The sequence below is a fragment of the Natrialba sp. SSL1 genome (assembly GCF_001861355.1).
Taxonomy (GTDB): Archaea; Halobacteriota; Halobacteria; order Halobacteriales; family Natrialbaceae; genus Natrialba.
The window spans coordinates 286,241-309,829 of record NZ_MASN01000030.1 but is presented as its reverse complement, the minus strand read 5'-3'; the positions used below and the strand labels follow the sequence as shown (position 1 = coordinate 309,829).

The 23,589-nt window shown below is 60.5% G+C and carries 20 protein-coding genes, 1 tRNA gene and 1 pseudogene; 11 read left to right on the top strand and 11 right to left on the bottom strand.

The genetic code is table 11. The features are described 5' to 3' along the window. Positions 1–26: 26 nt before the first annotated feature. Positions 27–953 carry a DUF5518 domain-containing protein gene (locus tag BBD46_RS09515; RefSeq protein WP_071401467.1) on the bottom strand — a complete coding sequence of 309 codons (927 nt, stop codon included), beginning with the start codon at positions 951–953 and terminating at the stop codon, positions 27–29. Positions 954–1,226: 273 nt separating this feature from the next. Between BBD46_RS09515 and BBD46_RS09510 the strand changes: the two genes are divergently transcribed. Then, on the top strand, positions 1,227–2,246 hold the full coding sequence (locus tag BBD46_RS09510; protein ID WP_071401466.1) for an AI-2E family transporter: 1,020 nt from the start codon (positions 1,227–1,229) through the stop codon (positions 2,244–2,246). 98 nt (positions 2,247–2,344) lie between these two features. Further along, positions 2,345–3,367, top strand: coding sequence for an AAA family ATPase (locus tag BBD46_RS09505; protein ID WP_071401465.1), 1,023 nt, complete (start codon positions 2,345–2,347; stop codon positions 3,365–3,367). Here BBD46_RS09505 and BBD46_RS09500 read toward each other — a convergent pair. Genes BBD46_RS09500 through BBD46_RS09480 form a run of 5 tightly spaced genes read right to left on the bottom strand, consistent with a single transcriptional unit; the run spans position 3,356 to position 9,954 of the window. Continuing rightward, positions 3,356–4,759, bottom strand: coding sequence for a hypothetical protein (locus BBD46_RS09500; protein ID WP_071401464.1), 1,404 nt, complete (start codon positions 4,757–4,759; stop codon positions 3,356–3,358). The two genes, BBD46_RS09505 and BBD46_RS09500, sit on opposite strands and share 12 nt — an antisense overlap. Then, a complete protein-coding gene (locus BBD46_RS09495; RefSeq protein ID WP_071401463.1) occupies positions 4,756–6,318 on the bottom strand; it encodes a DUF58 domain-containing protein in 1,563 nt (520 codons plus the stop codon). Before BBD46_RS09495 ends, BBD46_RS09500 begins: the two co-directional genes overlap by 4 nt. Then, on the bottom strand, positions 6,315–7,046 hold the full coding sequence (locus BBD46_RS09490) for a DUF7269 family protein (protein ID WP_071401462.1): 732 nt from the start codon (positions 7,044–7,046) through the stop codon (positions 6,315–6,317). Before BBD46_RS09490 ends, BBD46_RS09495 begins: the two co-directional genes overlap by 4 nt. Then, entirely contained in the window at positions 7,043–8,824 is a 1,782-nt protein-coding gene (locus BBD46_RS09485; RefSeq protein ID WP_071401610.1) for a DUF4129 domain-containing protein, read from the bottom strand. The genes BBD46_RS09490 and BBD46_RS09485 overlap by 4 nt, the downstream gene beginning before the upstream one ends. After that, positions 8,821–9,954: a M48 family metallopeptidase gene (locus tag BBD46_RS09480; protein WP_071401461.1), complete on the bottom strand. Its 1,134-nt coding sequence runs from the start codon at positions 9,952–9,954 to the stop codon at positions 8,821–8,823. Before BBD46_RS09480 ends, BBD46_RS09485 begins: the two co-directional genes overlap by 4 nt. A 138-nt stretch (positions 9,955–10,092) precedes the next feature. Between BBD46_RS09480 and BBD46_RS09475 the strand changes: the two genes are divergently transcribed. Both BBD46_RS09475 and BBD46_RS09470 read left to right on the top strand, forming a co-directional pair. Continuing rightward, on the top strand, positions 10,093–11,346 hold the full coding sequence (locus BBD46_RS09475) for a tRNA (N(6)-L-threonylcarbamoyladenosine(37)-C(2))-methylthiotransferase (protein WP_071401460.1): 1,254 nt from the start codon (positions 10,093–10,095) through the stop codon (positions 11,344–11,346). A 353-nt stretch (positions 11,347–11,699) separates the two neighbouring features. Then, positions 11,700–12,668, top strand: a complete 969-nt coding sequence (locus tag BBD46_RS09470) for a tyrosine-type recombinase/integrase (RefSeq protein WP_071401459.1) — start codon at positions 11,700–11,702, stop codon at positions 12,666–12,668. Positions 12,669–13,154: 486 nt separating this feature from the next. Here BBD46_RS09470 and BBD46_RS23520 read toward each other — a convergent pair. After that, positions 13,155–13,549: pseudogene (locus BBD46_RS23520) on the bottom strand (PIN domain-containing protein); the annotation flags it as partial. Between the two features lie 69 nt (positions 13,550–13,618). Beyond that, a complete protein-coding gene (locus tag BBD46_RS22630) occupies positions 13,619–13,789 on the bottom strand; it encodes a hypothetical protein (protein ID WP_171908182.1) in 171 nt (56 codons plus the stop codon). Positions 13,790–14,066: 277 nt separating this feature from the next. On the opposite strand from BBD46_RS22630, the gene BBD46_RS09460 reads away from it, so the two are divergent. The 5 genes from BBD46_RS09460 (at position 14,067) to BBD46_RS09440 (ending at position 19,561) form a co-directional block, all read left to right on the top strand. Beyond that, a complete protein-coding gene (locus BBD46_RS09460) occupies positions 14,067–14,774 on the top strand; it encodes a DUF305 domain-containing protein (RefSeq protein WP_071401609.1) in 708 nt (235 codons plus the stop codon). A 195-nt stretch (positions 14,775–14,969) separates the two neighbouring features. Continuing rightward, on the top strand, positions 14,970–17,237 hold the full coding sequence (locus BBD46_RS09455; protein WP_071401458.1) for a heavy metal translocating P-type ATPase: 2,268 nt from the start codon (positions 14,970–14,972) through the stop codon (positions 17,235–17,237). Between the two features lie 99 nt (positions 17,238–17,336). Beyond that, positions 17,337–17,822: a hypothetical protein gene (locus BBD46_RS09450; protein WP_071401457.1), complete on the top strand. Its 486-nt coding sequence runs from the start codon at positions 17,337–17,339 to the stop codon at positions 17,820–17,822. 59 nt (positions 17,823–17,881) lie between these two features. Next, positions 17,882–18,148 carry a hypothetical protein gene (locus BBD46_RS09445; RefSeq protein WP_071401456.1) on the top strand — a complete coding sequence of 89 codons (267 nt, stop codon included), beginning with the start codon at positions 17,882–17,884 and terminating at the stop codon, positions 18,146–18,148. Positions 18,149–18,217: 69 nt separating this feature from the next. Further along, positions 18,218–19,561: a potassium channel family protein gene (locus BBD46_RS09440; RefSeq protein ID WP_171908181.1), complete on the top strand. Its 1,344-nt coding sequence runs from the start codon at positions 18,218–18,220 to the stop codon at positions 19,559–19,561. Positions 19,562–19,696: 135 nt separating this feature from the next. Here the strand turns inward: BBD46_RS09440 and BBD46_RS09435 are convergent, their stop codons facing one another. Continuing rightward, a complete protein-coding gene (locus tag BBD46_RS09435; protein WP_071401454.1) occupies positions 19,697–21,064 on the bottom strand; it encodes a permease in 1,368 nt (455 codons plus the stop codon). A gap of 211 nt (positions 21,065–21,275) precedes the next feature. Here BBD46_RS09435 and BBD46_RS09430 point away from each other — a divergent pair, with 211 nt between their 5' ends. Continuing rightward, positions 21,276–21,632 (top strand): SHOCT domain-containing protein, encoded by a 357-nt coding sequence (locus BBD46_RS09430; RefSeq protein ID WP_071401453.1) that lies wholly within the window; start codon positions 21,276–21,278, stop codon positions 21,630–21,632. A 221-nt stretch (positions 21,633–21,853) separates the two neighbouring features. On the opposite strand, the gene BBD46_RS09425 is transcribed toward BBD46_RS09430, so the two are convergent. After that, positions 21,854–21,959: transfer RNA gene (locus tag BBD46_RS09425), tRNA-Ile, on the bottom strand. Positions 21,960–22,154: 195 nt separating this feature from the next. Between BBD46_RS09425 and BBD46_RS09420 the strand changes: the two genes are divergently transcribed. Beyond that, complete coding sequence (locus tag BBD46_RS09420) at positions 22,155–22,466, top strand: DUF7091 family protein (RefSeq protein ID WP_006653737.1); 312 nt, start codon at positions 22,155–22,157, stop codon at positions 22,464–22,466. 34 nt (positions 22,467–22,500) lie between these two features. Here the strand turns inward: BBD46_RS09420 and BBD46_RS09415 are convergent, their stop codons facing one another. After that, a complete protein-coding gene (locus BBD46_RS09415) occupies positions 22,501–23,577 on the bottom strand; it encodes a glutamate-cysteine ligase family protein (protein ID WP_071401452.1) in 1,077 nt (358 codons plus the stop codon). Between the last annotated feature and the right edge of the window lie 12 nt (positions 23,578–23,589).

The following is a 23,589-nucleotide window of genomic DNA, read 5'->3' as shown; positions in this document are numbered from 1 at the left end:
ATCTGGTGGGGACGACCGACGAACCGTTACCCTGCCGGAGAGACGCTATTCGGTTGGTTCCCAGTGTATCGATGCCGGCAGACCAGATAGGTAACGGCGACGAGCCAGACCGCACCGATAAACGTGAAGATGGCGTAGCCGGGTGGGTACGAGACGCCCTGGGAGTATGCGACGGCGTAAACGACCGTGGCCGGCCCGGCCGCGCCAAGGACGTGCAGACGCCAGTCGGCCCATATAGCGGTTCTCGCCGTACCGAGCGTTCCGATATCCTTTGCGAGTGCGAGCAGGGTTCCCACCGATCCGAACGCCATCGCGAACATCGCGAGTACGACGACGGCGACTCCCGGTCCGGCTTCGGGGTTCACGACCAGCGTGTAGACGAGGGCCGGCGGGACGATCACACCGTAGGCAGCGACGAACAGCCACCCGCGTGAGCGCTGGACCGTGTGGCCGGAGTCGGTCTCCGTCGTCGACGCTGCCGCGTCGGCGTCCGACTGGTTTCCTCTCGGACCCGGTGCACCACCGTTCGCGAACCACTCGCCGAAAACCGCCGCAACTACTGTCAACACGACCGTCAGTCCGACACCGAGCAGTCCCAGAATCGGTGTGAGGACCGACGCAACGATTGCGATCTCGACCGACTCCGTGAGTATCGTCGTGTACGTCGTCCCGAGGTAGACAACCAGCACACCGACCGAACTCACGAGTCCGGTTCGAACGCCCGCCCGACGAGTTGGCGTTGGCCGGTCACTGTAGTAGTAGCCGACGACGAACCCGGACAGGAGGATCGGCGCTCCCGAAATCGATCCTCCGGCGGCCGTGGTCGGATCGTTCACCGTCCCCCAGGAGAGGCCGATGAGAAACGGAATCGCGAGCAACCCGACGAGCGTTGCCACTCGCAGTTGCTCGTCCGTGAGCCACTCGAGTACGCGCTGGTGAGGACCAGGACTCATTGGATTGGTGTCAGGTACTGAAGCGAGCGTCTTGTAGATGTCGCTGTTGATTGTGGGCCTGTCGTGGCTGTTCCGTGACCATGCTGTGGCGTGGCAGTACCATCGCCTATAGTAGCCACTGGAAGTCAGTGCACACCTGATCGCCGGACTGATCGGCGATCAGTGTGTAAACCGTTTCAGTTGTTACTATAGCACGAGTTACGACACGCTACGCGCTGCTCGCAGACCGATGCCGGGCCCGGTTTTATCCCGTCGCTCGTGGTCTGCACGTCCGTGAACATCAGCAAGGGCTATCTCCTGACGCTCGTGCTCATCTTCGCGTACCTCTCCTGGCAGTTGGTCGTCCCCTTCCTGCAGTACGTCCTGCTCGCGGTCCTCCTCGCGTTCCTCCTGTTTCCGCTCCAGCAACGGCTCGAATCGTACATTTCGCCGATGCTCTCCGCACTGGCGCTCGTTCTTCTCGCCATCGTCGGCTTCATCGTCCCGTTTCTCCTCGTCGCCGCCGTCATCGCGGACGACGCGGCGAACTTGCTGCAATCGCTCGACGCGGACACGCTGCAGGTGAGCGAACTCGAGTCCACCATCGAAGAGCAGACCGGGATGGAAGTGGACCTGCTCGCGACGGCCGCCGACTCCGCACAGGAGGTCGGCACCATGGTCCTCGAGCAGGCGACCGCCTGGTTCAGCGCGCTCACACACGCCCTCATCGGGCTCGGACTGGCCCTGTTCTTGCTCTACTACCTGCTCAAGAACGGCGACGACCTACTCGAGTGGATCCGCGAAATGACGCCGCTACCGATGGACGTGCAGGACGATCTCTACGGCGAGTTGAACGACGTGATGTGGGCGGTTCTCGTCGGCCACGTCTTGATCGCGATTATCGAGGGTGTGATTGCGGGGCTCGCCCTGTTCGTCGTGGGAATTCCGAACGCCGCGTTCTGGACGTTCATCATGGTGATTCTCTCGCTGGTGCCGTTGATCGGCGCGCCGCTGGTCTGGATCCCCGCCTCGATCTACCTCGTGGTGATCGGCGAGCCGCTGCTCGCGGCCGGGTTGGCGATCTACAGCGCGATCGTCGTCGGTGTCGCAGACGACTATCTGCGCCCGGTCGTCGTCGACCGCTACGCCGAGATTAGCCCGGCGGTGATCATTCTCGGCGTCCTTGGCGGTATCTACGCCTTTGGCATCATGGGACTGTTCTTCGGGCCGGTCGTCGTCGGTGCGCTGATCACCGTCCTCGAAGTGCTGGACGAGGATTACGACCGGCTCGAGGAAGAGCACGGGATGACGTGACGCCGTGATTGTAGACCGTGACTGGAGACGCCGTGAGTGTGTCTGTCTCCACCCGACCCAGCAGACGTGTCGGGAGGTATAAGTTTCCGGGCGCACCGATGCTCGGTATGACGCAGTCAGTCCCCGACGCCGCGACGACGGCCGACGCCGTTGTCGAGGAGATCCTCTCCGCCGTTGTCGCCGACCGCGCCGTGCTCGAAGACGTCGTCGCTGGTATCCTCGCCCGCGGCCACGTGCTCTTGGAAGACGTTCCGGGTACCGGAAAGACCCTCACCGCCCGTTCGTTCGCAACGGCACTCGGACTCGAGTTCTCCCGGATTCAGTTCACCCCGGATCTCATGCCAGCGGACGTCACCGGCTCGTACGTCTTCGAGGAGGAGACCGCGGATTTTCACTTCACACCGGGACCGATCTTTGCGAACGTGGTTCTCGCCGACGAAATCAATCGTGCGCCGCCGAAGACGCAGTCGGCGTTGCTCGAGGCGATGGAGGAAGGACAGGTGACGGTCGACGGCGAGACCCACGAGTTGCCGGACCCCTTCATCGTCATCGCGACGCAGAATCCCGTCGAGCAGGAGGGGACCTTCGAACTGCCGGAGGCCCAGCGCGACCGATTCATGATCAAGACCTCGCTCGGCTATCCCGACGCCAACGGGACGCGAGAACTGATCGACCGCCGTGCCGACCGTGACCGGCCGGATCCAACCGTCGAGTCGGTCGTCGACCGCGAGACCGTCCGCTCGCTCCAGCAGGTGCCCGAAACCGTCACCGTCGAGGGACCGCTCCGAGAGTACATCGGCAGCCTCTGTCGTGCGACGCGCACTGACGGGCGTGTCGACGTTGGTGTCTCTCCACGCGGCGTCCAGCGACTGTTCGAAGTGGGCCGCGCTCGCGCCGTGCTCGCCGGCCGCGAGTACGTCGTTCCCGACGACGTCAAGCGCATCGCCGGTCCCTCGTTGGCCCATCGACTCGTTCTCGATCCGGAGGCGAGCATGCAGGGCTTGAGCCGTCGTGCCGTCATCGACAGCGTCCTCGATACCGTCGAAGTTCCGGCCATGAAGGCGGACGCTGCTACGGAGACAGCGGTAGAATCGGGCGCAGAATCTCCCTCAACGCAGTAGGACGCGAGCGCCGACGACGAGCACACCGAAGCCGACGACGACGCCGATCGTCGCTGGCACGGACAGCGTTGGCCGGAACACCGTCGCGAGCCAGAAGCCACAGACGGCGGCGACGACGCCACCGCTCGCGACAGCGCCGCTCCAGCCGATTCGGACGAGTTGCGGCGTCGATAACGCACCGGCGGCTCCGATCTCTCGTGTGAGACTCCGGCCGTGGCGGCCCAGATCGTAACACATCAGCGCTGCAGCGATTACGACGAACGTCGGCAGTCCGGCCCAGACCGCAGCTAGTCCGGTCCCCGCTAGCTCCCGTTCGGCGAGCACGCCGAGAATGAGGCCGCTCGTCGCGAGCGTCGTGGCGACGATGTACGGCGACTTCGACAGCGCCCCGTTACCCAGCGCACCCACGTGCCAGACGACGACGCTTCCGATCGCCAACACGATCATCGTAACGGCGAACAACGCGCCGACCGTCTCGACTGCCGCCGATCCCCGCTGCATCCCAACCCCACCTGCGAGCAGAACGGTCAGTGTCGTGCCGATCGCGGTACCCACCACGATCGGAACGATCGCAGATGTCTCGCTCGCACCGTTCGTCCGGTTCCAAAACCGACGGACAACGCTGCCGAGTGCCGCGATGAACACGCTCGCGACCGTGAGCCCGAGGAAGACCCCGCGAACGAGGTCGCTGGCGAGTACCACCTCGACCAGCCAGTCGACTGGCGGCAGATACCAGCCGAGGACGATCAGCGCCGTCCCACCCACGAGCGTCGCGACTAGCAGCACGCCGATCGAACGCGCGATCCCGTATCGTATCACTTTCGCCTGGTCGCGCCGCCGTGCGGTTGTGAACATCGCGTCCGGAAGCGCCGCGACGGCGGCGACGCCCGCCAGCGCTGTCACGACGAGTGCGCTGAACAGCCCTCCCACTCCGTCGCCGGTTCGCCAGAGCAGGAACTCGAGTACAGCCTGCAGGCTCCCGAACTCCCGGACCGCAAAGCTGGCGAGTGCAGTGATGGCGGTGAGCACTGCGGCGAGGACCATCGCGACTGCAGCACGGTCTCGGGCAACGGCTGCGGACGATCCGAAGAGTGTTCCGCCGACGCCAGCCCCGAGGAGGACACCAATGACGGTGAGCGCGACGACAGCCCGCGTGGCCGGCTGGATGACGACTGCAGTGGTTACCAGCGTGAGCGCGGGCAACAGCGCTGCCGCGAGTGTAATCTGTCGGTGTGACCGTCCGAATCGGATCACCGTCGCGCTGAGTGCCAGTCCGCAGAGGACGGCGACGGCGACCGCGGGTACGACACTCGCCAGCGCGACCGTCGCCCCACCGGCGACGACCGCAATCGCGCGTGCGGTCGTCTGCGGGAGGCGCGTCCGCTCGTTCATCGGGACTGCACCTCCGTGAGTGCCTCCTGCAGAACGAGTCCGATCGGTCGCTCTAAGTCCCAGTCGATGACGCGAGCGCCGTTCGCCCGCGCCTTGGCGAGTCTGGCATCGCGATCGAGCGCCTCGAGACGGGCACCAGTGTCGCGGTTCGTCCCAGGTGAGTCACCAGCCTTGCTGTCCGCGGTTTCACTCCGTGTCCCTCGTGTCCTTCGCGTGCTCCCCACCACGTTGGGGCTCACAACTCGCACTTCATACCCCATCGTCCGCAGCCGCTTGACGACTGCAAGTGCGTCGTCGTCGACGAACGACGAGAAGAACACCACCTGCGCCTCACCGGGGAGCACCCGCGGCAAGCACTCGACCGGCGACCCGAACAGCGACTGTAGCCAGTCGCTCTCGCTCGTTTTTTGCGTTCGGACGTGCTGGAGATGCTCCGTAATCTGTCGGCGCGTCTCCGTTCCGCTCCCGGGCGAGACGCCGAACACTCGCCGAACGTGCAGCGTCACGAGGCCGGTGGGATAGCCCGCATCGAGCAGCGACTCGCTTGCTCGCTCTGCTGCGCTTGCCGATAACGCTGTCGCAGAGAGCGTCCGCACGGCCGCCGCGCGTCGCTGACTCGTCCGATCGTCGACGATACAGACGACCCGCGTTGACCGTTCCGCTCGGTACTCGACCGTCGCCAACTCCCGCGTCCGGCCGTACCGTCGCCAGTCGATCGACCGCGCCGGATCGCCCGCGGCGTACTCCCGAATCGAGTGGAACTCGATCCCACTCCCGCTCTCGGTCGTCGGTACGTCACCCGCGTACTCGTCGATCCCGCTCGTCACCGGCACGTCCTCGACCGTCGGCCAGCACCGCACTCGTGTGCCACCGGTAACCGACTCCGTTCGAGTCTCTGTGACCGTCCCCGTCAGGTCACGCGTCCGGACCGCTGCAGCGCCGAACTCGTGTTCGCCCCTGCGTAGCTCGACGTCGTACTTGAGTGTCGCCGTCGCGCCGGGCTCGAGTGTCGTCGCCAGCCGCGGCGTACCGTCGACGACGGGGAGGGCGTCGGGCACGCTGTCGACGACTCGGAGGTCGACGAGCGCTGTGTCGCTGGCGTTTTCGACGGTGGTTCGGACGGTGACGGTGTCGCCGGGACCGCCGGTGAGGGTCGTGTTCGTGTCGGCAGCGTCGCTCTCGGTGGCGACAGCGACGCCGCCGTCGGTACCGACCTGCGGCGCTGCGTGGCGCTCGCTCACTGCTTCGTAACCGACTCCGTTCGAGTCTGGTGCCGGTCGATCCGTCCCCGTCGGTGAGTCACCGCCGGCGTCGACACTGGTTGCCGTCTGGAACGTCCGATGCACCCGAACCGCGGACTCCTGTCGCGTCCGAAACACCGCCGCCGCAACGTAGCAAAGCGGAATCGTCGCCGCCGCGACGAGGATTTGCGCGCCCACGAGTAACCCCGTCCCCGCGAGTACGAGCGAGGCGAACAGCGCCCACTCACCCCGGTCGACCCGATGTCCTCGATCAGATTTGTGCTCGCTCCGTCCGCGTTCGCCGCTTCGCTCGCTCATCGGCTCACCTCCTCGGACGCGAGTTCGTCCGCCGTCGTGATCGCGGTCGCCGACCCGGACCGCTCGCTCGTCACAGCGCCGTTGTCGTACTCGACGGCTGTGATCGCCGATATCGTCCGATCGACTCGCTGGTAGTAGGCATCACCGGGGTCGACCGCATTTCGGACCTGCTCGGCGAGCGGAAGCGGTCGCTCAGTCGAAAGGAACGCCGCAGCGACCGGGTCGTCGGTCCACGTTCCATTTTCAACTCGTTCACGGGCCGTCTCGCGGTCGAGCCCGCGTCTCGTTCGCACGATCCGAATCGCGTTCTCGGTGAGTCGGGTTCGAATCTCGTAGGCCGAACTGGTGCCGTTGCAGCGATACTGGGCCATCGACGCGATTTCGAGGCTGTGCTCCGTGCTTCGGCCGACCGGTTCGAGGGGACCCGTCTCCCCCCGCTCGGGGGGCGGTCCGCGGTGGATCGGCTGGGGGGCGACGTAGCTCGTGTTCCACACCCACCAGAGCGTGAGCGCGAGTACACCCAGTCCGAACGCGGGAAACAACAGCGCGAGCGGATACAGAACCCCGACGAACTGCGAGCTGACTCCCGGCAGATACCCGCCGAATGTAATCACTGCAATCGTTCCCAGGCTGCCGACGCCGACGAGTCCGATCGCGAGCCAGTCCGTTTCGATCCCGCCCGCTCGCTCTCGCAGTCGCCGTACCGCACGCAGCGGACTCCGGCTCATTGGTTCGCCCCCTCCGATTCGTCGGCGTTGTCCGTCTCGTCGGCCTCCGTCGTGTCGGCGGACGCACCGGCACCAGCACCAGCACCGGCACCGGACGCGCCCGACGCAATGGTCTCGTCCGAATCCGACTCCACCACGTTCGCTGCCGCAGCGCGCGCACTCAGCACGCGATCCGCGGACGGCTCGCGATCACCGTACTCGAGTTCCCGGAAGACAGTCGCGAGTCGGCGCATGCTCACGCCGGGATACCCTCGGTCGAGTGCGTCGCGGGTGACCTCGCCTGGCGTCTGTGTTTCGCGGTCGTGCACTCCTACTCGGTCGAGGACGGTGTGCCAGATCGCGCGCACCTCGGAGCGAGGAGAGCGGGGCTCGAGTGGTACCTCGCTGTACAGGGAGCCGGTAGCGGCGGCTGACTCGGCGTCGGTGTGGTCGTCGGCAGTGCGATCGTCGTCGGTGTCGGTGTTGTTGTCGCGGCTGAGAATCGAGCCGAGGCGACGATTTCGCTCGGATGACCCGCCCCAGTCGAGCGACCAGACCGACGACAGTAGGCTGCCGACCGGCGGAGCGGACGGGAGCGACGGGACGAGACGTGGTAGTATGAGTCCGAGACGCGGACGCGAACGGAGCCGATTCAACGCGGACCCGATCCCTATCCTGGGCCAGGAGGGGTTTCGGAGGCCGTGAGAGAGCCTGCCAGCGACAGTTGCGAGATCGTCGAACACGCCGGCGAGGCCGACGAACAGAGCCGAAAGCTGCTGTCGGTTGTCCTTGTAGCCGGACGGCACGACGCGGACGTACGTCACGACCGCACCGAGAACGAAGCCGGGGACGATCACGACGAGGGTAGTCAGCCGGAGATAGAGGTCGTCGACGCTGGCTGTTGCGGTCTCTGCGCCGACCGTGCTGGTCACGGTCGCCTCGTCGTCGAACGGGAGGCGAACCCGTGCCGTCCCATCGGCACCGGTCGTCGCCGAGTCGCCCGAATCGACTGCGACGCTCGCATTGGGCACTCCGGTACCATCCGCCGAGACCTGAACCGGTGCCGGCATCCCGGGGAACAACAACGGCGAGGCGAACTCGACCGTCGGTTCCTGCACGTCGATCGTCCGCTCGCTGCTCACGGGGCCGCGTTCGACGCGCACCGTCGTCGGACCCGAAACATCCGGTAACGCCACGGTCGCCGTTCCGTTTTCGGCGGTCGTCCCGACCCGTTCGCCGTCGTGGTAGACCGTTCCGTTCGCGACCGGCGTCGTTCCGACAGCCGCCGCGATTTCGAGGTCTCGGTTCGGTGCCGCACCGGGCGCTGGTTCGATAGTTGCGTCCGTCTCGATGTCGACCGTTTTTGACTGGTTCGTTTCGACGACCTCGATCGTCATCTCCTCGGCGTATGGGACGGAAACGTCGACCTGACCGTTGTGGTCCGTCTCGCCGGCCTCCGTGCCGTCGACTTCGACCGTTCGATCGGTGATGTGGTCAGCATCACCGATCCGAACCGTGAGTTGACTTCCCGGTTCGGGCGCGCCGTCCAGTTCGATCGGCGCTGTGGGCCCATCGCCGTCTCTCTCATCGGACTCTGTGTCACCTCCCTCTGAGGTGTTGGTAACCATCTCTATCGGATCAGCGGACTCTGCGAGGGTGTCCCAGCTGCCCGTGGTCGTCACGTTCTCCTCGCTCCCCGGCGCATCGAGTCGGGGATCGGCTGCCGGGAGCGCGCTGGCGGCTGCGAGCAGGCAGACGAGACAGCCCGCGACGAACAGGAGTCGTCGGGCATCACTCACGCCTCTCCCACCCGCGTTCGTGTCCACTCCTCGTCGGCCGCGAGCGCGGCGAGCCGTTCGACACGTTCGTCGACCGGCGGATGTGTTCGTGTTTTACCCCCTGTCACATCGACCGACGACGGCGTCGCTCCGTCGAGCCACGCTCGAACTCGCTGTTCGCGATGGTCGTCGTCCGGCGCCGCCGAGAGTGGCGGCGGTGACGAACTCTCGCGGCCGTTCACGAGCTCCGAGGGAACGATACACAACGCACGGATTTTGCCCGTCCGGAGGTCCGTCGCGGGCGTCTCCGCCGCGTCCGTAAGGTCGATTAGCGCCGTCGCGAGGGCAAGCGGCTTGCCGGCGATTTCGGCTGCTGCAGCGTCGGCGGCGAACTCCCGGGTCTGGGAGAGCGTTCGCGTCGCCCAGTCGGCTACCCGCGGAAACAGCCAGAGAATCGGCGCGACGAACACCGACGTGAGCGCGACGAGCGGCAGGAACCACGTCAGCGCCGCCCGGTCTTGCTCCGAGAGGCTACCGGGATTCAACACCGCGCGCCGTGCAACCATCGAACTATGGTAGACCCGATCCGTAATCTCCAGAAACAACGTCGTGACCGTCATCAGCGTCACATCTCGGTTTGCGATGTGGCCGACCTCGTGTGCGAGGACGGACTCGAGTTCGGCTGCATCGAGACGGTCGATAAGTCCCGTCGTCACGACGATGGTTGCGTCGGTGAACCGGCCGATGGTGTAACAACTGGGGGTGTCGTCGTCGACGACGCGGAGCGTGGGTTCCGGGATGTCAGCGGTCATCGAGAGTCGGCGGACGATACGGTCCGCCGTGTGGTCGTCCGTCTCACCCGTCCCAGCCCCCCGGTCGCCGGTTTGTTGGCCGGCGTATGCGAGTACTCGCCGATAGCCGTAGTAGAGCTGGCCGGCGAGAAAGAGGCCGACGAGGAGGAGGGCAGTTGGCCACGAGACGGGAAACTGGAGTAGTGAGAGGGCGAGTCGGCCGTCGGAGAGGAGGACGAACGTGCCGCCGACGATCGCCGGGAGCAAGACGCCGTACGCCCACACGACTGCGAGGACGAAGAGGGCGTTCACCGCGACGAAGACGCCGAGGACGGCAGCGATCCGGAGGCGGAGGCGCATGGAGGGGATTTCCTGTAGGTTCGCAATGAATTACCAAAAATGTTGTGTGACGGTCATCTCCCGGCATGGAACCGGCGTGCACCGCGGCCGCGATCCGTCGGGCTTTTGGCCGCCCGGATCCGATACCGGTGTACGACGATGGCCCGGTATCACATCGAAACGTACGGCTGTACGTCCAATCGCGGGGAAAGTCGCGAGATCGAGCGACGGCTCCGCGATGCCGGCCACTACCGGGTCGACGGACCGGACGACGCCGACGTCGCCATTCTGAACACCTGCACCGTCGTCGAGAAGACCGAGCGCAACATGCTTCGCCGTGCCGAGGAGCTCTCTGCGGAGACGGCGGACCTCTTCATCACCGGCTGTATGGCCCTTGCGCAGGGCGAGGAGTTCGCCCAGGCCGACGTCGACGGTCAGGTGCTTCACTGGGACGAGGTCCCCGAGGCCGTCACCAACGGCGAGTGTCCGACGACGACCCCCGACGCCGAGCCGATTCTGGACGGCGTCGTCGGCATCCTCCCCATCGCTCGGGGCTGCATGTCCGACTGTTCGTACTGCATCACCAAGCGCGCGACCGGCAAGATCGACTCCCCCTCGATCGAGGAAAACGTCGAAAAGGCTCGCGCGCTCATCCACGCCGGCGCGAAGGAAATTCGCATTACCGGCCAGGACACCGGCGTCTACGGCTGGGACGAGGGCGAGCGCAAGCTCCACCGACTCCTCTCCGAAATCTGTGCCATCGACGGCGACTTCCGCGTCCGCGTCGGCATGGCCAATCCGAAGGGCGTCCACGGCATCCGCGAGGAACTGGCCGACGTGTTCGCCGCCAACGACGAACTCTACAACTTCCTGCACGCCCCCGTCCAGTCCGGCAGCGACGACGTCCTCGGCGACATGCGCCGCCAACACCAGGTGAGCGAGTATCTCGAGGTGATCGAGACGTTCGACGATGTACTCGAGTACTGGACGCTCTCGACGGACTTCATCGTGGGCTTCCCGACGGAGACGGACCACGACCACGAGCAGTCGATGGCGTTGCTGCGCGAGACGCGTCCAGAGAAGATCAACGTCACGCGGTTCTCGAAGCGGCCGGGTACTGACGCAGCGGAAATGAAGGGGCTCGGCGGGCAGATCAAGAAGGACCGCTCGAAGGAGATGAGCGCGGTAAAGCGCGATATCGTTGGCGAGGCCTACGGAGATATGGTCGGCGAGATCCGCGAGGACGTGCTGGTCGTCGAGGAGGGGACTGCGGACTCCGTGAAGTGTCGGGACGCCGCGTACCGCCAGCTCATCGTGCAGAACGCGAGCGAGTACGGACTCGAGCCCGGCGACTTCGTCGATCTCGAAGTGACGGCCCACGAGACGATGTACGCCTTCGGAACGCCGGTCTGACCCGGTTCGGTCTGGTTTCGTTCAAAATGGCAGTAACTCCTCTTCGTGAGTCACTACTGAACGCTGGTCTCGCTCTCCGTGCTGGCCGCTTTCTCCCCTCACGATGTTTTTTGTCTGTGTTCCGTGCTGAGAACCGTACTCGAGTTAGTGTGAGTGCACACTGTCGGTCTCGGTTACGGTGAGGAAGAGCGTCAGCCCTGACGGGGAACGTCCAGAATCTTCGAGAGTCTCAGCCAGCTGTTAGTGCGGGTGAGAAGCGCCTATGATGGTGTTTAGAACTCGCTGTCTTCGGCCTTCAGTGAGAGACAATGACGGAAAACCTCGAACCCCTCGCACCAGCGGAGGCCATGTAGATGTGTCTCGACGAACGACGTCACAAACTCGCGGACGCGACGATCCAATCACACCGCTATCGGCTCCAGCAGTTCGTCCAGTGGTGTGAACAGGATGGCATCGACAATCTCAACGAGTTCACAGGACGAGACATCCATCGTTTCCGCGTCAAACGCAGAAACGAAGACGAGCTCGCAACTGCCAGTATGAAAGGACAGCTGGCGACCCTGCGGATGTTCTTCCGATTCTGTGCGACGATCGATGCAGTCGAACCAGGGCTCGACGAAAAAATCATTCTCCCGACGACGACTGAAGACGATGCTCGCACCGAATTACTGAACCCAGATCGTGCCCAGCAGATCTTAGAATTTCTCAATCAATATCGCTACGCGCGCTTAGAACACGCGCTAATGGAGGTCCTCTGGCACACTGGACTTCGAATCGGCGCAGCGATTGGGCTTGATATTGAAGATTACAATAGCGACGAACAGTACCTGACGCTTGTCCACCGATCCGAGGAAGGTACCTCGCTCAAGAATGGACGGAAGAGCGAACGGCTCGTCGCACTGAGTGAGCCGGTCTGTGACGTGCTTGATGACTGGCTCTCGGTCAATCATCCTGGCGTCGCTGATCAGCACAACCGGGAGCCACTATTTGCGACGAAAATCGATCGGTTGAGCCGAACCCGTGGCCGAACGATAGTTTATCAGTACACGCGTCCGTGCGTATACACCGATAACTGTCCTCACGACAGAGAACCTGATGAGTGTGACGCGGTACCTACCGAGCGTTCACATGCGTGTCCTTCCTCGTTGAGCCCACACCCAATCCGACGTGGCGCGAGCACTCATTTTCTCAAATCTGACGTTCCCAAGAACGTCGTGAGCGATCGAATGGACGCCAGCGAAGCAGTTCTTGACCGCCACTATGATCAGCGATCAGAACGTGAAAAGTTACGGCAGCGACGGCAATACCTTCCTGACAATTAAGTGCATAAAATAAATTGGTTCAATGGCTATCCTACGATTTCACCAGTTTGCGATTCTGCTGATCGGTGTGGCGCTATTTGCAGTTGGCGTGTTTGGCCTTACAAGCAGCCTCTCAATACAGACGGTATTGATGCTACTGATCCTCGTTGCGGTGTCGTTGGTGTCGTTTTATTTGGAGCAAATTCCCGCGTCCTAATGCCGCCAGTGATCAGAACTATCCGTTATATGAAAATGCCTACCAAAGTTTTTGCGCTGAGCGGTTGCGAGCAAAGGGGGAAATCACGAGGCGCAAAGAAGTCGATGAAAAAGGTCGCTCACTCGCTTCGCTCGTTCGCGGTGCTGCGCTTTCCACTCTACCATAGTGTTACTGTCTTCGCCTGCATTGAACGGTTTGAACCAGGTCTGGTGGTGATCACTATTCATCTCTGCGTGAGCGGTCGTAATACTGAGAGACGGATCTGCCGAATTAGATCGTGTTAAATAGTTGATTACATCACTCGTCGAGTACGTATTGACTATGTTCTGCTCGTCGGAGTCAGAATCGTCGCTCCAGATGGCAGCATCGCTGGCAATCGCACACGCGGGGTACAGTACATCGTCAGGGTCGGTGTCACCGATTGCTGCTTCGGCTGTCTCGATAGCCGGATAGAAGTCGTCGGCAGGAACGATCTCAATGTACTGAAACAGGAGGTTGATGAACTGTACCACTCGATCTGGTTCCATTCCGGATTTCGCCACGATCAGGTCTTCGGAGTTCTCGACTTCGTCGTGGACAAACGCGGGCGTCAAGAGATCGGTTCGAGTGTAACGATGAGTTCCCGCGTTTTCGAATCAGCAATGAGTGCAGAGATGACGACGTTGGCGTCAATGACCAGCTTCATTCGTCGAGTCTACTCCGATTCTTCTTCGACGCGCTTGCGTCCACGTTCGTTGATCTTGTCGGCGATTTCCTAAACGTCGCGCTCGGTGAGTTCGCTCTCGCTGGTGAGTTCGTCCATCATTTCGAGCGCCTCGATCTTCGCTTGAATGGCCTGTCGTGTGACCTCGCTCCAGTTGATCTCCGGGTGGTTTTCCATTCGCGCTTTGAGGTCGTCGTCCACGTTGGCCGTGATACTGGGCATACAGAAATCTATTGACACACAGACTACTGTGTCCTCCGGTGTGCTCTGCTACGTTGCACACAGGAGTCTCATGTTACAAAGATCGATCCGTTAGCCAGTCGGGCTGGAGCCACTGTTCGAATTTTGTCCGAATTCAGGTACTGTAAACTCGAATTCCGGTGGTGCCATCGCTCACGGATAGTCGAGCACAACAAAAGGTTGCGTATTCCAGTCCGCATTTTACTAGATTGGTGGGTGGGATCATAGAACTATGGTGGATAACCCAACACGACGGCAGATGCTCTGTGCGACTGGTGCGGCGAGCACGGTCGGATTCGCAGGCTACGTAACCGCTGGAACACAGGACGACGAGAATGAGGACGAAGACACCGAATTCAACGCTGTGGACATCATGTTCGTGCGGATGATGATTCCGCACCATGAGGGAGCGATCCAGATGGCCGAACTCATCCCGGAGAGAACCGACCGGGAGGAATTGCTCGATCTCCGGACAGAGATCATCGAGGAGCAAGAAGCGGAGATCAATCTCATGTGTGAATTGCTCGACGATGCCGGCGTCGCCGGTTGTGACGAGGTGGGAAGCATGATGCCCCACGAGATGGGACAGATGATGCGCGGCGACGGGATGGGGAACGGGATGCACGACAATGATGAGATGCACGACGATGACATGGGTGACGGAATGCACGATGACGACGACTTGGGTGATGGAATGGGTCCCGACGAGATGGGGGAGATGATGCCACGTGAACACATGATGACCCACGACGACAGGCGGCAACTCCGTCGCGCCGAAAACGAGGAGTTCGATTGCCTGTTCGCCGAACACATGATCCACCATCACGAAGGAGCCGTCGTGATGTCCGAGTACGTTTTGGACGAAGGTGAATCCGAGCGCGTTGCCGATCTTGCGGATGATATTATCGACGCCCAGCAGGAAGAGATTGAACTGATGGAGGAGTGGCGAGACGACTGGGATTGTTGATTTACAACCCCCAACTTGGTCTCGTTCGGAGGTGCTTCTGGCCATTCAAGGAGGTAGCACCCCAATAATTAGGATTTTGTGCGACGAACAACAAGAACAGCGGCCGTTAATGAACCGTTCCGTTCGTTCCTCGCGGACTCTCTCCAGTGAAGGACCCGATGAATCTGGGGAACGGCTGCAAGGGAGGCACTACCCATGTCACAATACGATCCCGCGGACACGCCCGATTCGCATCGCGTCCATGAAGAGCAAACACGGGAGAAAAAGCCGACCGACCGTGATTGCCCGTGCTGTCGAGTCTGTGGACTGACCGCCGAGAGGGGTGACCGTTCTGAAAAGCCGCCGGCTCGACACAAATCTCGGGAGGAACAGCATGCGGAACACGCTCACGAGCCGTCTGACCACGCACACGAAGATCACGCTGATCACGACCACGAGGCACACGTCGATCACGCCGGTCACGAAGAGATGTTCAAGCAGCGCTTTTTCGTCTGCCTCGTACTCTCGCTTCCGGTACTATACTACAGCCCGATGCTTCAGGACTGGTTCGGCTACGCGGCCGTGACGTTCCCCGGCAGCGAGTTCGTCGGACCAGTTCTCGGTACGATCGTCTTCCTCTACGGTGGAGTTCCATTCCTTCGGATGGGCGCAGTAGAAGCACGGAACCGCGAACCGGGAATGATGTTGCTGATCTCGCTGGCGATTACCGTCGCCTTCGTCTACAGCGTCGCCGCGGTCGCGTTCGGAATCGGCGAGCCGTTCTTCTGGGAACTCGTCACGCTGGTCGTTATCTTCTTACTCGGCCACTGGATCGAGATGCGCAGCGTCCGGCGCGCTTCGGGCGCGCTCGATGAGTTAGCAGAGCTGATGCCGGACACAGCCGAACGGATCACCGAGGACGGTGAGGCCGAAGAAGTCCGCGTTGGCGACCTCACTGAAGACGACCTCGTGCTCGTGCGACCGGGTGCGAACGTTCCCGCCGATGGCGTCGTCGAGGAAGGTGAGTCGAACGTCACCGAGGCGATGATTACCGGCGAGTCCCGACCAGTCAAGAAGGAACCTGGCGACGAAGTGATCGGCGGGACGACTAACCGCGACGGCAGCCTTCGCGTTCGCGTCACCGCGACGGGAGAGAAAACGACGCTCTCGGGGATCATGCGTCTGGTCGAGGAGGCCCAGCAGAGCCGATCGCGGACGCAGGTGCTCGCCGATCGAGCCGCGGGCTGGCTGTTCTACGCGGCGATCGCCGTGGCGGCCGTCACGGCCGTTGCGTGGACCGTCGCCGCGGGCTTCGGGTTGGCGGTCGTCGAGCGGGTCGTCACCGTCCTCGTGATCGCCTGTCCACACGCGCTGGGACTCGCCGTTCCGCTGGTCGTTGCCATCAACACGACGATGGCAGCGCGCAACGGGATGCTCATCCGTGATCGGATCGCCATGGAGGAGGCACGCAACCTGGATACGATCGTCTTCGACAAGACAGGTACGCTCACGAAGGGTGAGCAGGGAGTCGTCGATGTCGCCACGACTGACGACTGGGATGAGGACGAACTGCTGGCAGTGATGGCTGCCGCTGAAGGCGACTCCGAACACATGATCGCAGAGGCGATCCGTGAGGAGGCCGATGAACGAGGGCTTTCCGTACCAAGTGTGCGCGAATTTGAAGCGTTCGAAGGCCGCGGGGTTCGCGCGACCATCGAAGTCGAAGCGGCGGCGACTCCCGGCGTGGACGGGGATAGCGTGCGAGACGGCGAGACGGTCCACGTCGGTGGACCCAACCTGCTACGCTACCTCGATGTTGAACCCGACCCCGATCTCAAAGCGTTCGCAGACGAAGCCGGTGAGCGGGGCCAGGGGGTTGTCTATCTGCTTCGAGACGGCGAGGCAGTGGGCGCGGTCGCGCTCGCGGACGTGATCCGAGACGAGAGTTTCGAGGCGATCGGCGCGCTCCATGAGATGGATGTCGAGGTTGCGATGCTCACCGGCGATACTGAAGACGTCGCTCGCGCTGTCTCCGAGGAACTCGACATCGACACGTACTTTGCTGAAGTCCTTCCCGAAGACAAGGACAAGAAGATTATCGAACTCCAAGACCAGGGGAAACTGGTAGCGATGGTTGGTGACGGGGTGAACGATGCGCCCGCGCTGACGCGTTCTGACGTCGGCATTGCGATCGGCTCGGGGACTGACGTTGCCGTGGAGTCCGCTGATGTCGTCCTCGTGGAGAACGATCCCCGTGACGTCGCACATCTCGTCCGTTTGAGTCGGAAGAGCTACCGGAAGATGCAGGAGAACCTCGTGTGGGCGGCCGGCTACAACGTATTTGCGCTGCCGCTCGCGGCTGGCGTGTTGGCTCCGATCGGCATTCTGCTTTCACCAGCTATCGGTGCCGTCCTGATGTCGGCGAGTACTGTTATCGTCGCAATCAACGCCCAACTCCTACGGCGGGCTGATCTCACAGTATGAGTTGGACTTCGATCAGTTGCTTACTGGCGAGGAAGACCGTTGAGAGACGGTGAGAGACGCTCACGAATTCAGTAGCCGGGATGGTTTAGTACTTCCACTATGCAGGCACGTATCACGACGGAACTGGATTGTACGCCAGAACGAGCGTGGGTTGAAGTGCTCCGACCCGAGTTGTTGCTGTTCGTCTCGTGGCCGCTGATGACGTTCACTCCGCTCGATCCAGAGTCGTTTCCAACGATCTGGAACGATGGGCGATACCTGGTTTCGTTACGTGCGCTTGGAATCCTTCCGCTCGGAAAACAGTGGATAGACGTCTCCAAGCCGACGGTCAAGACGACTCCCGGAGAGCAGCGATACCAAATTCGAGACGACGGTGAGGGAATGCTCGTATCTCAGTGGGATCACACCATTACAATCGCCGAGACCGAAGAAGGTCACACGCAGTACATCGATGAAATAACGGTGGACGCCGGAATACTCACCCTGTTCGTCTGGGTGTACGCGAACGTGTTTTATCGATACCGGCAATTTCGACTACGGCTCCTCGTTAACCGAGGGTTCGAGTCGTTCCGATCCTCGTTCTGATCGGTGGTCGCAAGGGATAATGATGATGTTGAAAGCATTGCTGACAGAATAGATGGAATATGGGAGAGAAATATAAAATCGAGCTGTTACCAGATTCGAAGACGTGCTACCGGTATCTTCAGGCCGGATTCAGCATCATCGTCCTGACCTTCCTCGTCGGACTGCTGGCGCTCGCGGTTCCGAACCTGATTCCGATATACGATGTAATGGTGATGCCCGCGCTATTCGTCGGACTCGGTTTGCTCTTGTACAGCGTCGGGACGCACCTGCACATTATGCACTTAAATATGCTTGAAATGAGGGAGGAAGACGGAAGTCACAAATAACACTCGTGTAACGGCTAATCCCTATGAACGACTCAAATTCGTCGAGAAGACGAGAGTAGAGGCATGCGCATGAAACTCAGCCAGTGGTCATTGAAGATGACACGTCGGCTCCGGAAGTTGAGTATCGGACAACGCATCGCACTGTACGTCGTCATCGTGGCCGTAATCGTGAGCGTCTACACAGCCGCTTACTGGTACGGAATGGCCGCGTACGAGGATCGAAATCTGTCTCTCGGTGGTGCCCTCCAGACTGTCGTCCAGTCGTTGACGACGACAGGATACGGGCAAGACGCACCGTGGGAGACGGCAATCATGAACCTGTTTACGATAGTGATGCAGTTTACCGGCATTCTGCTTCTATTTCTTCTGCTCCCACTGATCATCGTCCCTTGGTTTCGAGAGTTGATTCAGCAAAGACGGTTTGACGAAATTGAGCCGCTCGAAGATCACATCGTCATATCAGGACACACTCCACACGTCCACGCTTTTCTAACACAGATCGAGTCCCATGACCATCCACATCCGTACGTGATTATCGAACCCGACGCTGATCGAGCGGCAACCCTTCACGACCTCGGCCACATGGTATACCACGGCGACCCTGAATCAGAGTCCAATCTCCGAAACGCCTCAGTTGAAAGTGCCCAGGCTGCGATCGTGGCAGGTGACGACCAAATGACAGTAAATGTCGCGCTTGCGATCCGCGACGTAGCCCCGACGGTTCCCATAACCGCAACGCTCGCCGACGAGATGCACCGGCCGTATCTCCGCTCGGCTGGAGTCGATCGCATTGTGCAACCACAACGGGTCATCGGACAATCGCTTGCCACACGATATCCGATAACGACTGGAGAAACGTCAGACCGGATCGTTATCCTCGGTCATGGAACGGTGGGAGAAACAGTTCGATCTGCACTAGAAACGTGGGGGTCGGATCCAACTGTCGTGGATACCGATGAAGGCGACCACGTCGACATCGTCGGTGATGCAACTGAGAAAGACACATTGCTAGATGCGGGCGTAGAGAACTCCGACGCCGTTATCGTTTCACTCCCTGAGGATCGACAGGCGGTATATTCGACGTTGCTTATTCGAGATCTCAACGCTACTGCTGAAATTTTTGTTAGAGTAGCGGAGAGTGACGCTCTTAGTCGGGTTGACCGAGCCGGTGCTGATTACGTCCTTGAACTCCCAGATATTACCGGCCGGATGCTCGCTGCTACTGTGCTTGCCGAACCGATTCACGGCGGTGAAAACGTCCTGATTACACGCGTGAACGGCTCAGAGGTTAATCCCTGTTCGGTGGAACCCACTCGTGTCATCGGCATCGCCCGGGAAGACGAGCTATATCTCGATCCAGACTCGGAATTTGAGTTGCGAGAAGGCGATATTCTCATCTACCACGAAAAATAGTCTTTCACATCTGATGTCTTCAGATGTATTTTTCAGACAGTAGGAATCTCCAAGACATACCCTGATTCCGGATCGGCGATTGTTTCCGGGAGACGGTGATGCTCTAGGGCTGAAATCGATGGTGTTCTGGTCTAGTTAGAGATATGACTCTGGAGATTGCAAAAATTGTTCTCGTGAGTTGTCGCTCTCGAAGTAGTAGATCGACTCGTCATATACGGTACAGTAATCGGCGTTCTTTACCGTGAGTTCTGCCCCCGTAACTGGATCTTCGACGTCTTGATCACCGGGTGCTGCTTTGCGACCTCGAAGGACCAGACCGACGAATCCGAGTCCGATGAGAATGAAGAGTACATTCATGATGAAAATCGGATCCACACCGAACACCGTAATACCGGCACCGGGGTCAGCAACTGCTGCCTCTGGTATCAGATCGAGCGTTGCGAACAGGTAGTACACCGTGAATCCGGCCGTCGCCATCGATATGTATAGGATGAGGGTCAGTCGATTGCCGATTTTCGACCCAAATATTTGTCGGTAGATGTGGATGAGCTGTGGGACGATCAGATCTGCGTAAATATACGCGATGACACCAGCGAAGAGGAATCCTGACCCCCACAGTACCGCTGCGAGCGGGATGTTACCCATTGACCCGACGAACGCTACGAGCGATACCAGCGGTCCGACCGCACTACTGTAGAGCACTTCCGTGAAACCCTCACCACCTGCTCCAAAGAAGGCCGCCCACGCCCAATCAGGAATTACTGTCGCAGCAAACCCAGCGATGAAAAATCCTGCTAAGAGGGGCTTTCCGAGCATCTTAACGTCCCTTCGGGTTTGATTCGCGGCTTCCACCCAGCCGTTCAGCGACGAGATTTTCTCCCTCCAAGACGTCGTGTGCGTGTCTGGATTCTGTTCGAAGAGCGATTTACATTGGCCCGAACAGAAGTGGACGGTTTCGTTTTTAAATTCAACAGCGAGGGCATTCTCACGGTTCATCCGCATCTTGCAAACGGGATCAGTGACGACGGGTTGCTCCTCTCTCACGAGACGGTCTCTCACTTCGGCGGCCTTATCGTACGGAATCAGGAAATGCGTGAGTATCACCGCAGTTACAATCATGATCGGCGCACCGACTGCTTGTGCGAGTGCGAACTCCCAACCGAGGAGCGCCCAAATGAGGAACGTGAGTGCGATCACAAAATTTGTCGAGGCAATTAAAAAGGCGACAGCAGGAATGATGTGCGCACCTTTCTTGAAGAGGGTTTTTGTCGCTGCGATATCCCCGAACGAACAAGATGTCGAAGCAAATCCGAACGCCGATGCGTAGAAAATCGATCTTGGACTCCCATCGCCCATGTAATTGACCATCCCTTCCTTGGAGACAAACGCCTGTATCGCCCCGGATAGCATGAACCCGAATAGAAGGGCCCACAGCGACTGCCAGAGGAAGTAACCAGTCGTCCAGAGTGCGTCCCCCACGGTCGAGAGGATGGATGAAATCATGCTTTAGACCCTCCTTGGCTAATAGACATGTCTATCGAACTTATTGATATTGGCTCAACATTCAGTTGCAATCTCTTTCGTTTCACTTGCGTCAGTCCCTCAAGAACCATTTCAGTGGCAATAGACCTCCTTGTCATCTGAATCAAACCACATGTTCCCACGACATGGAATTTGCGGTGAATAAAAAACGTCCGAGGCTGTACTAGTCGATATGGCAACTGAATACTCTCTCGTTCGGACCATCGTGATCGTCGTCGCTGCAATCGTACTCGTCCCCATCCTAATGATGGCACTCATGATGCCGATGATGGGCCTATGGGGTGGGGGACATATGTGGAATGGCGGGGTGTGGGACGGGACGGGAGCCGCGTGGATGTGGCTACTCATGTCGCTGGTACCATTACTTATCCTTCTTGGTGTAGGGTATCTTCTGTACAGTGTGATCCGCCAGCCCAGCACGCAACAGCAAGATACTGCGATTGAGGAACTGCGGGCTACCTATGCCCGAGGCGACATTTCGGATGAAGAGTTCGAGGAACGCCGCGAGCGACTCCAAAGCAAGGTGTAGTCTCTACACAAACAAGCAGCTCAGAAGCCTCATTGATTCTTGAAAGCGGATCCAGTTTCTCTGGATCGAAGTCAGTAAATCATACACGCGTCACCGTCCCGAATTCGGCTAGCTCAGAACCCGCACATTTTGGATGGTCCCGTCAGATCGAAGTGTTCTATAATCGAATAAGCACCGTTTTTGTCCCCCTGAGTTCCTCTTACGCCAATTCTTCTGAGCAATGGGCCCTGACGGATTCGAACCATCGACCACTCGGTATCCCACACAACCGAACAGAGCCGGTCGTGTTATGAGCCGAGCGCTCTAACCAGACTGAGCTAAGGGCCCCGTCTACGCGGAAGAAAACGGGGATTGTAGTTAACCCTTACTCTCCGACTTCCGTGACGGCATCGTCTGGCCACACATCGAGCCGATTGTGCACTCTGTTCTCTACCGAACTCGAGTACACCCTTCCACAGTCCACGTAGTTATGAGCAGCGACGGGCCTATGTGGCAGGCGGCCGAACGAGAACCAGTACTAGTATGTCGGATGAGCGTCGGCTCGAGCGGTTCCTTCGGTCGAAATTGCAAGAGGCGGGCGAGCAGTACGAACAGTTTCGGGAGTCGACGGATCGACAGCTCGAGGAGGCACAGCAGGCGTACGAAGTGGCGAAAAATGCACGACAGCTCCCCTCGGACGATGAGGGGCGCGTGAAACTGGTCTGCCGGCGGTATGCAGAGCGGCGAGCGGCGATGCTCGACGAGGAGTATCGACCGGCGTGTTACGAGGCGGGACATCCGGACTGTGAGGGTTGTGCGGAGGACGTTCGCGAGGGGCGCATCGAGACGTGGTGAGCGGGCCGTGTTGCTGTCCCGTTGTCGCGCTCGGTTACACGCTCGCCCGTAGCTGTTCGACGTCGCGCTCGAGTCGGGTTGCGTACTCGAGTCGGAGGTCACGTGCCTTTGTGAGCGAGATGGAACTGTCCGTATCGAACTCCGCTGTCAACGGCTCGTAGCGATCCGGCTGGAATCCCAGTCGGTCGAGGTAGTCGACGACTGCCGGCGAGTCGAGGCCGTCGATCATCGCGGCGTCGACGTACTCCTGCAGTGAGTCGAACGTGGGGAGTACGATCTCGTCTGCGTCACGCTTTGCGGTTTCGCCGCCAATGGTGACGTTTGCGTGGTGGAGGTCCTCCATGATCGAGTCGACGTCCGCAACGAGTTGCAAGAGCTGACTCGGCAGCGTCGCGTCTGGTGAGCGCCACTCGACGGTCGGCATCTCATCACGGAGTCGGACTGGCGACCAGACGGCGTTGTCGGCCGTGAAGTGGTCCGTAATCTGTGCCTCGTCGATCCCCGTCGCCGCCGCTCGTTCGGTGAACTCCTCCAGGCAGTCTTCGAGTCGGCGGTGCCACTCGGCGACGGTCTCGACGTAGTTCCAGAGCTGGCCGTGATTCGGCAGGTCTGCGTAACACCGCTTGCGGTAGATGTACGCGCGAGCGCTGCTCGCCACGTACTCGCCCTGAAAGTACGGCGACGAGTTACAGAGTGCAAGCGCCGGGTCGAGCGCGATGAGCGTGTTGAGCTGGTCGGTGACGTTTCGCTTCTCGAAGTGGAGATGCGTTCCAGCGCAGTGTTTTGCGTAGTTGAAGTCCGTTCCAAGTAGTTTGCGCTGGATCTGGCCGCGTTCGTCGGCTCGGAGTTCGATCGATTCGCTGTTGAGCGGTGTCCCGAGCGGGACGAGCGATTTATCGAGTTCGGCTGCCCGGTCGAGCACCTCGCACAACTGTTCGATGAACGTCCGTCGAAGTTCGGCAATCGTTTCACACGGTGGGGTCTTCAATTCGAAGAGACAGTCGACGAACTCCGTCTCGGTGAATTCGGAGATATCGACCAGTTCACCGGGCGCTGTGAGCGCTCCATCGCTATCGACGACCCAGTACTCGACCTCGATACTCTTTTGCATTAGCTGTCGCAG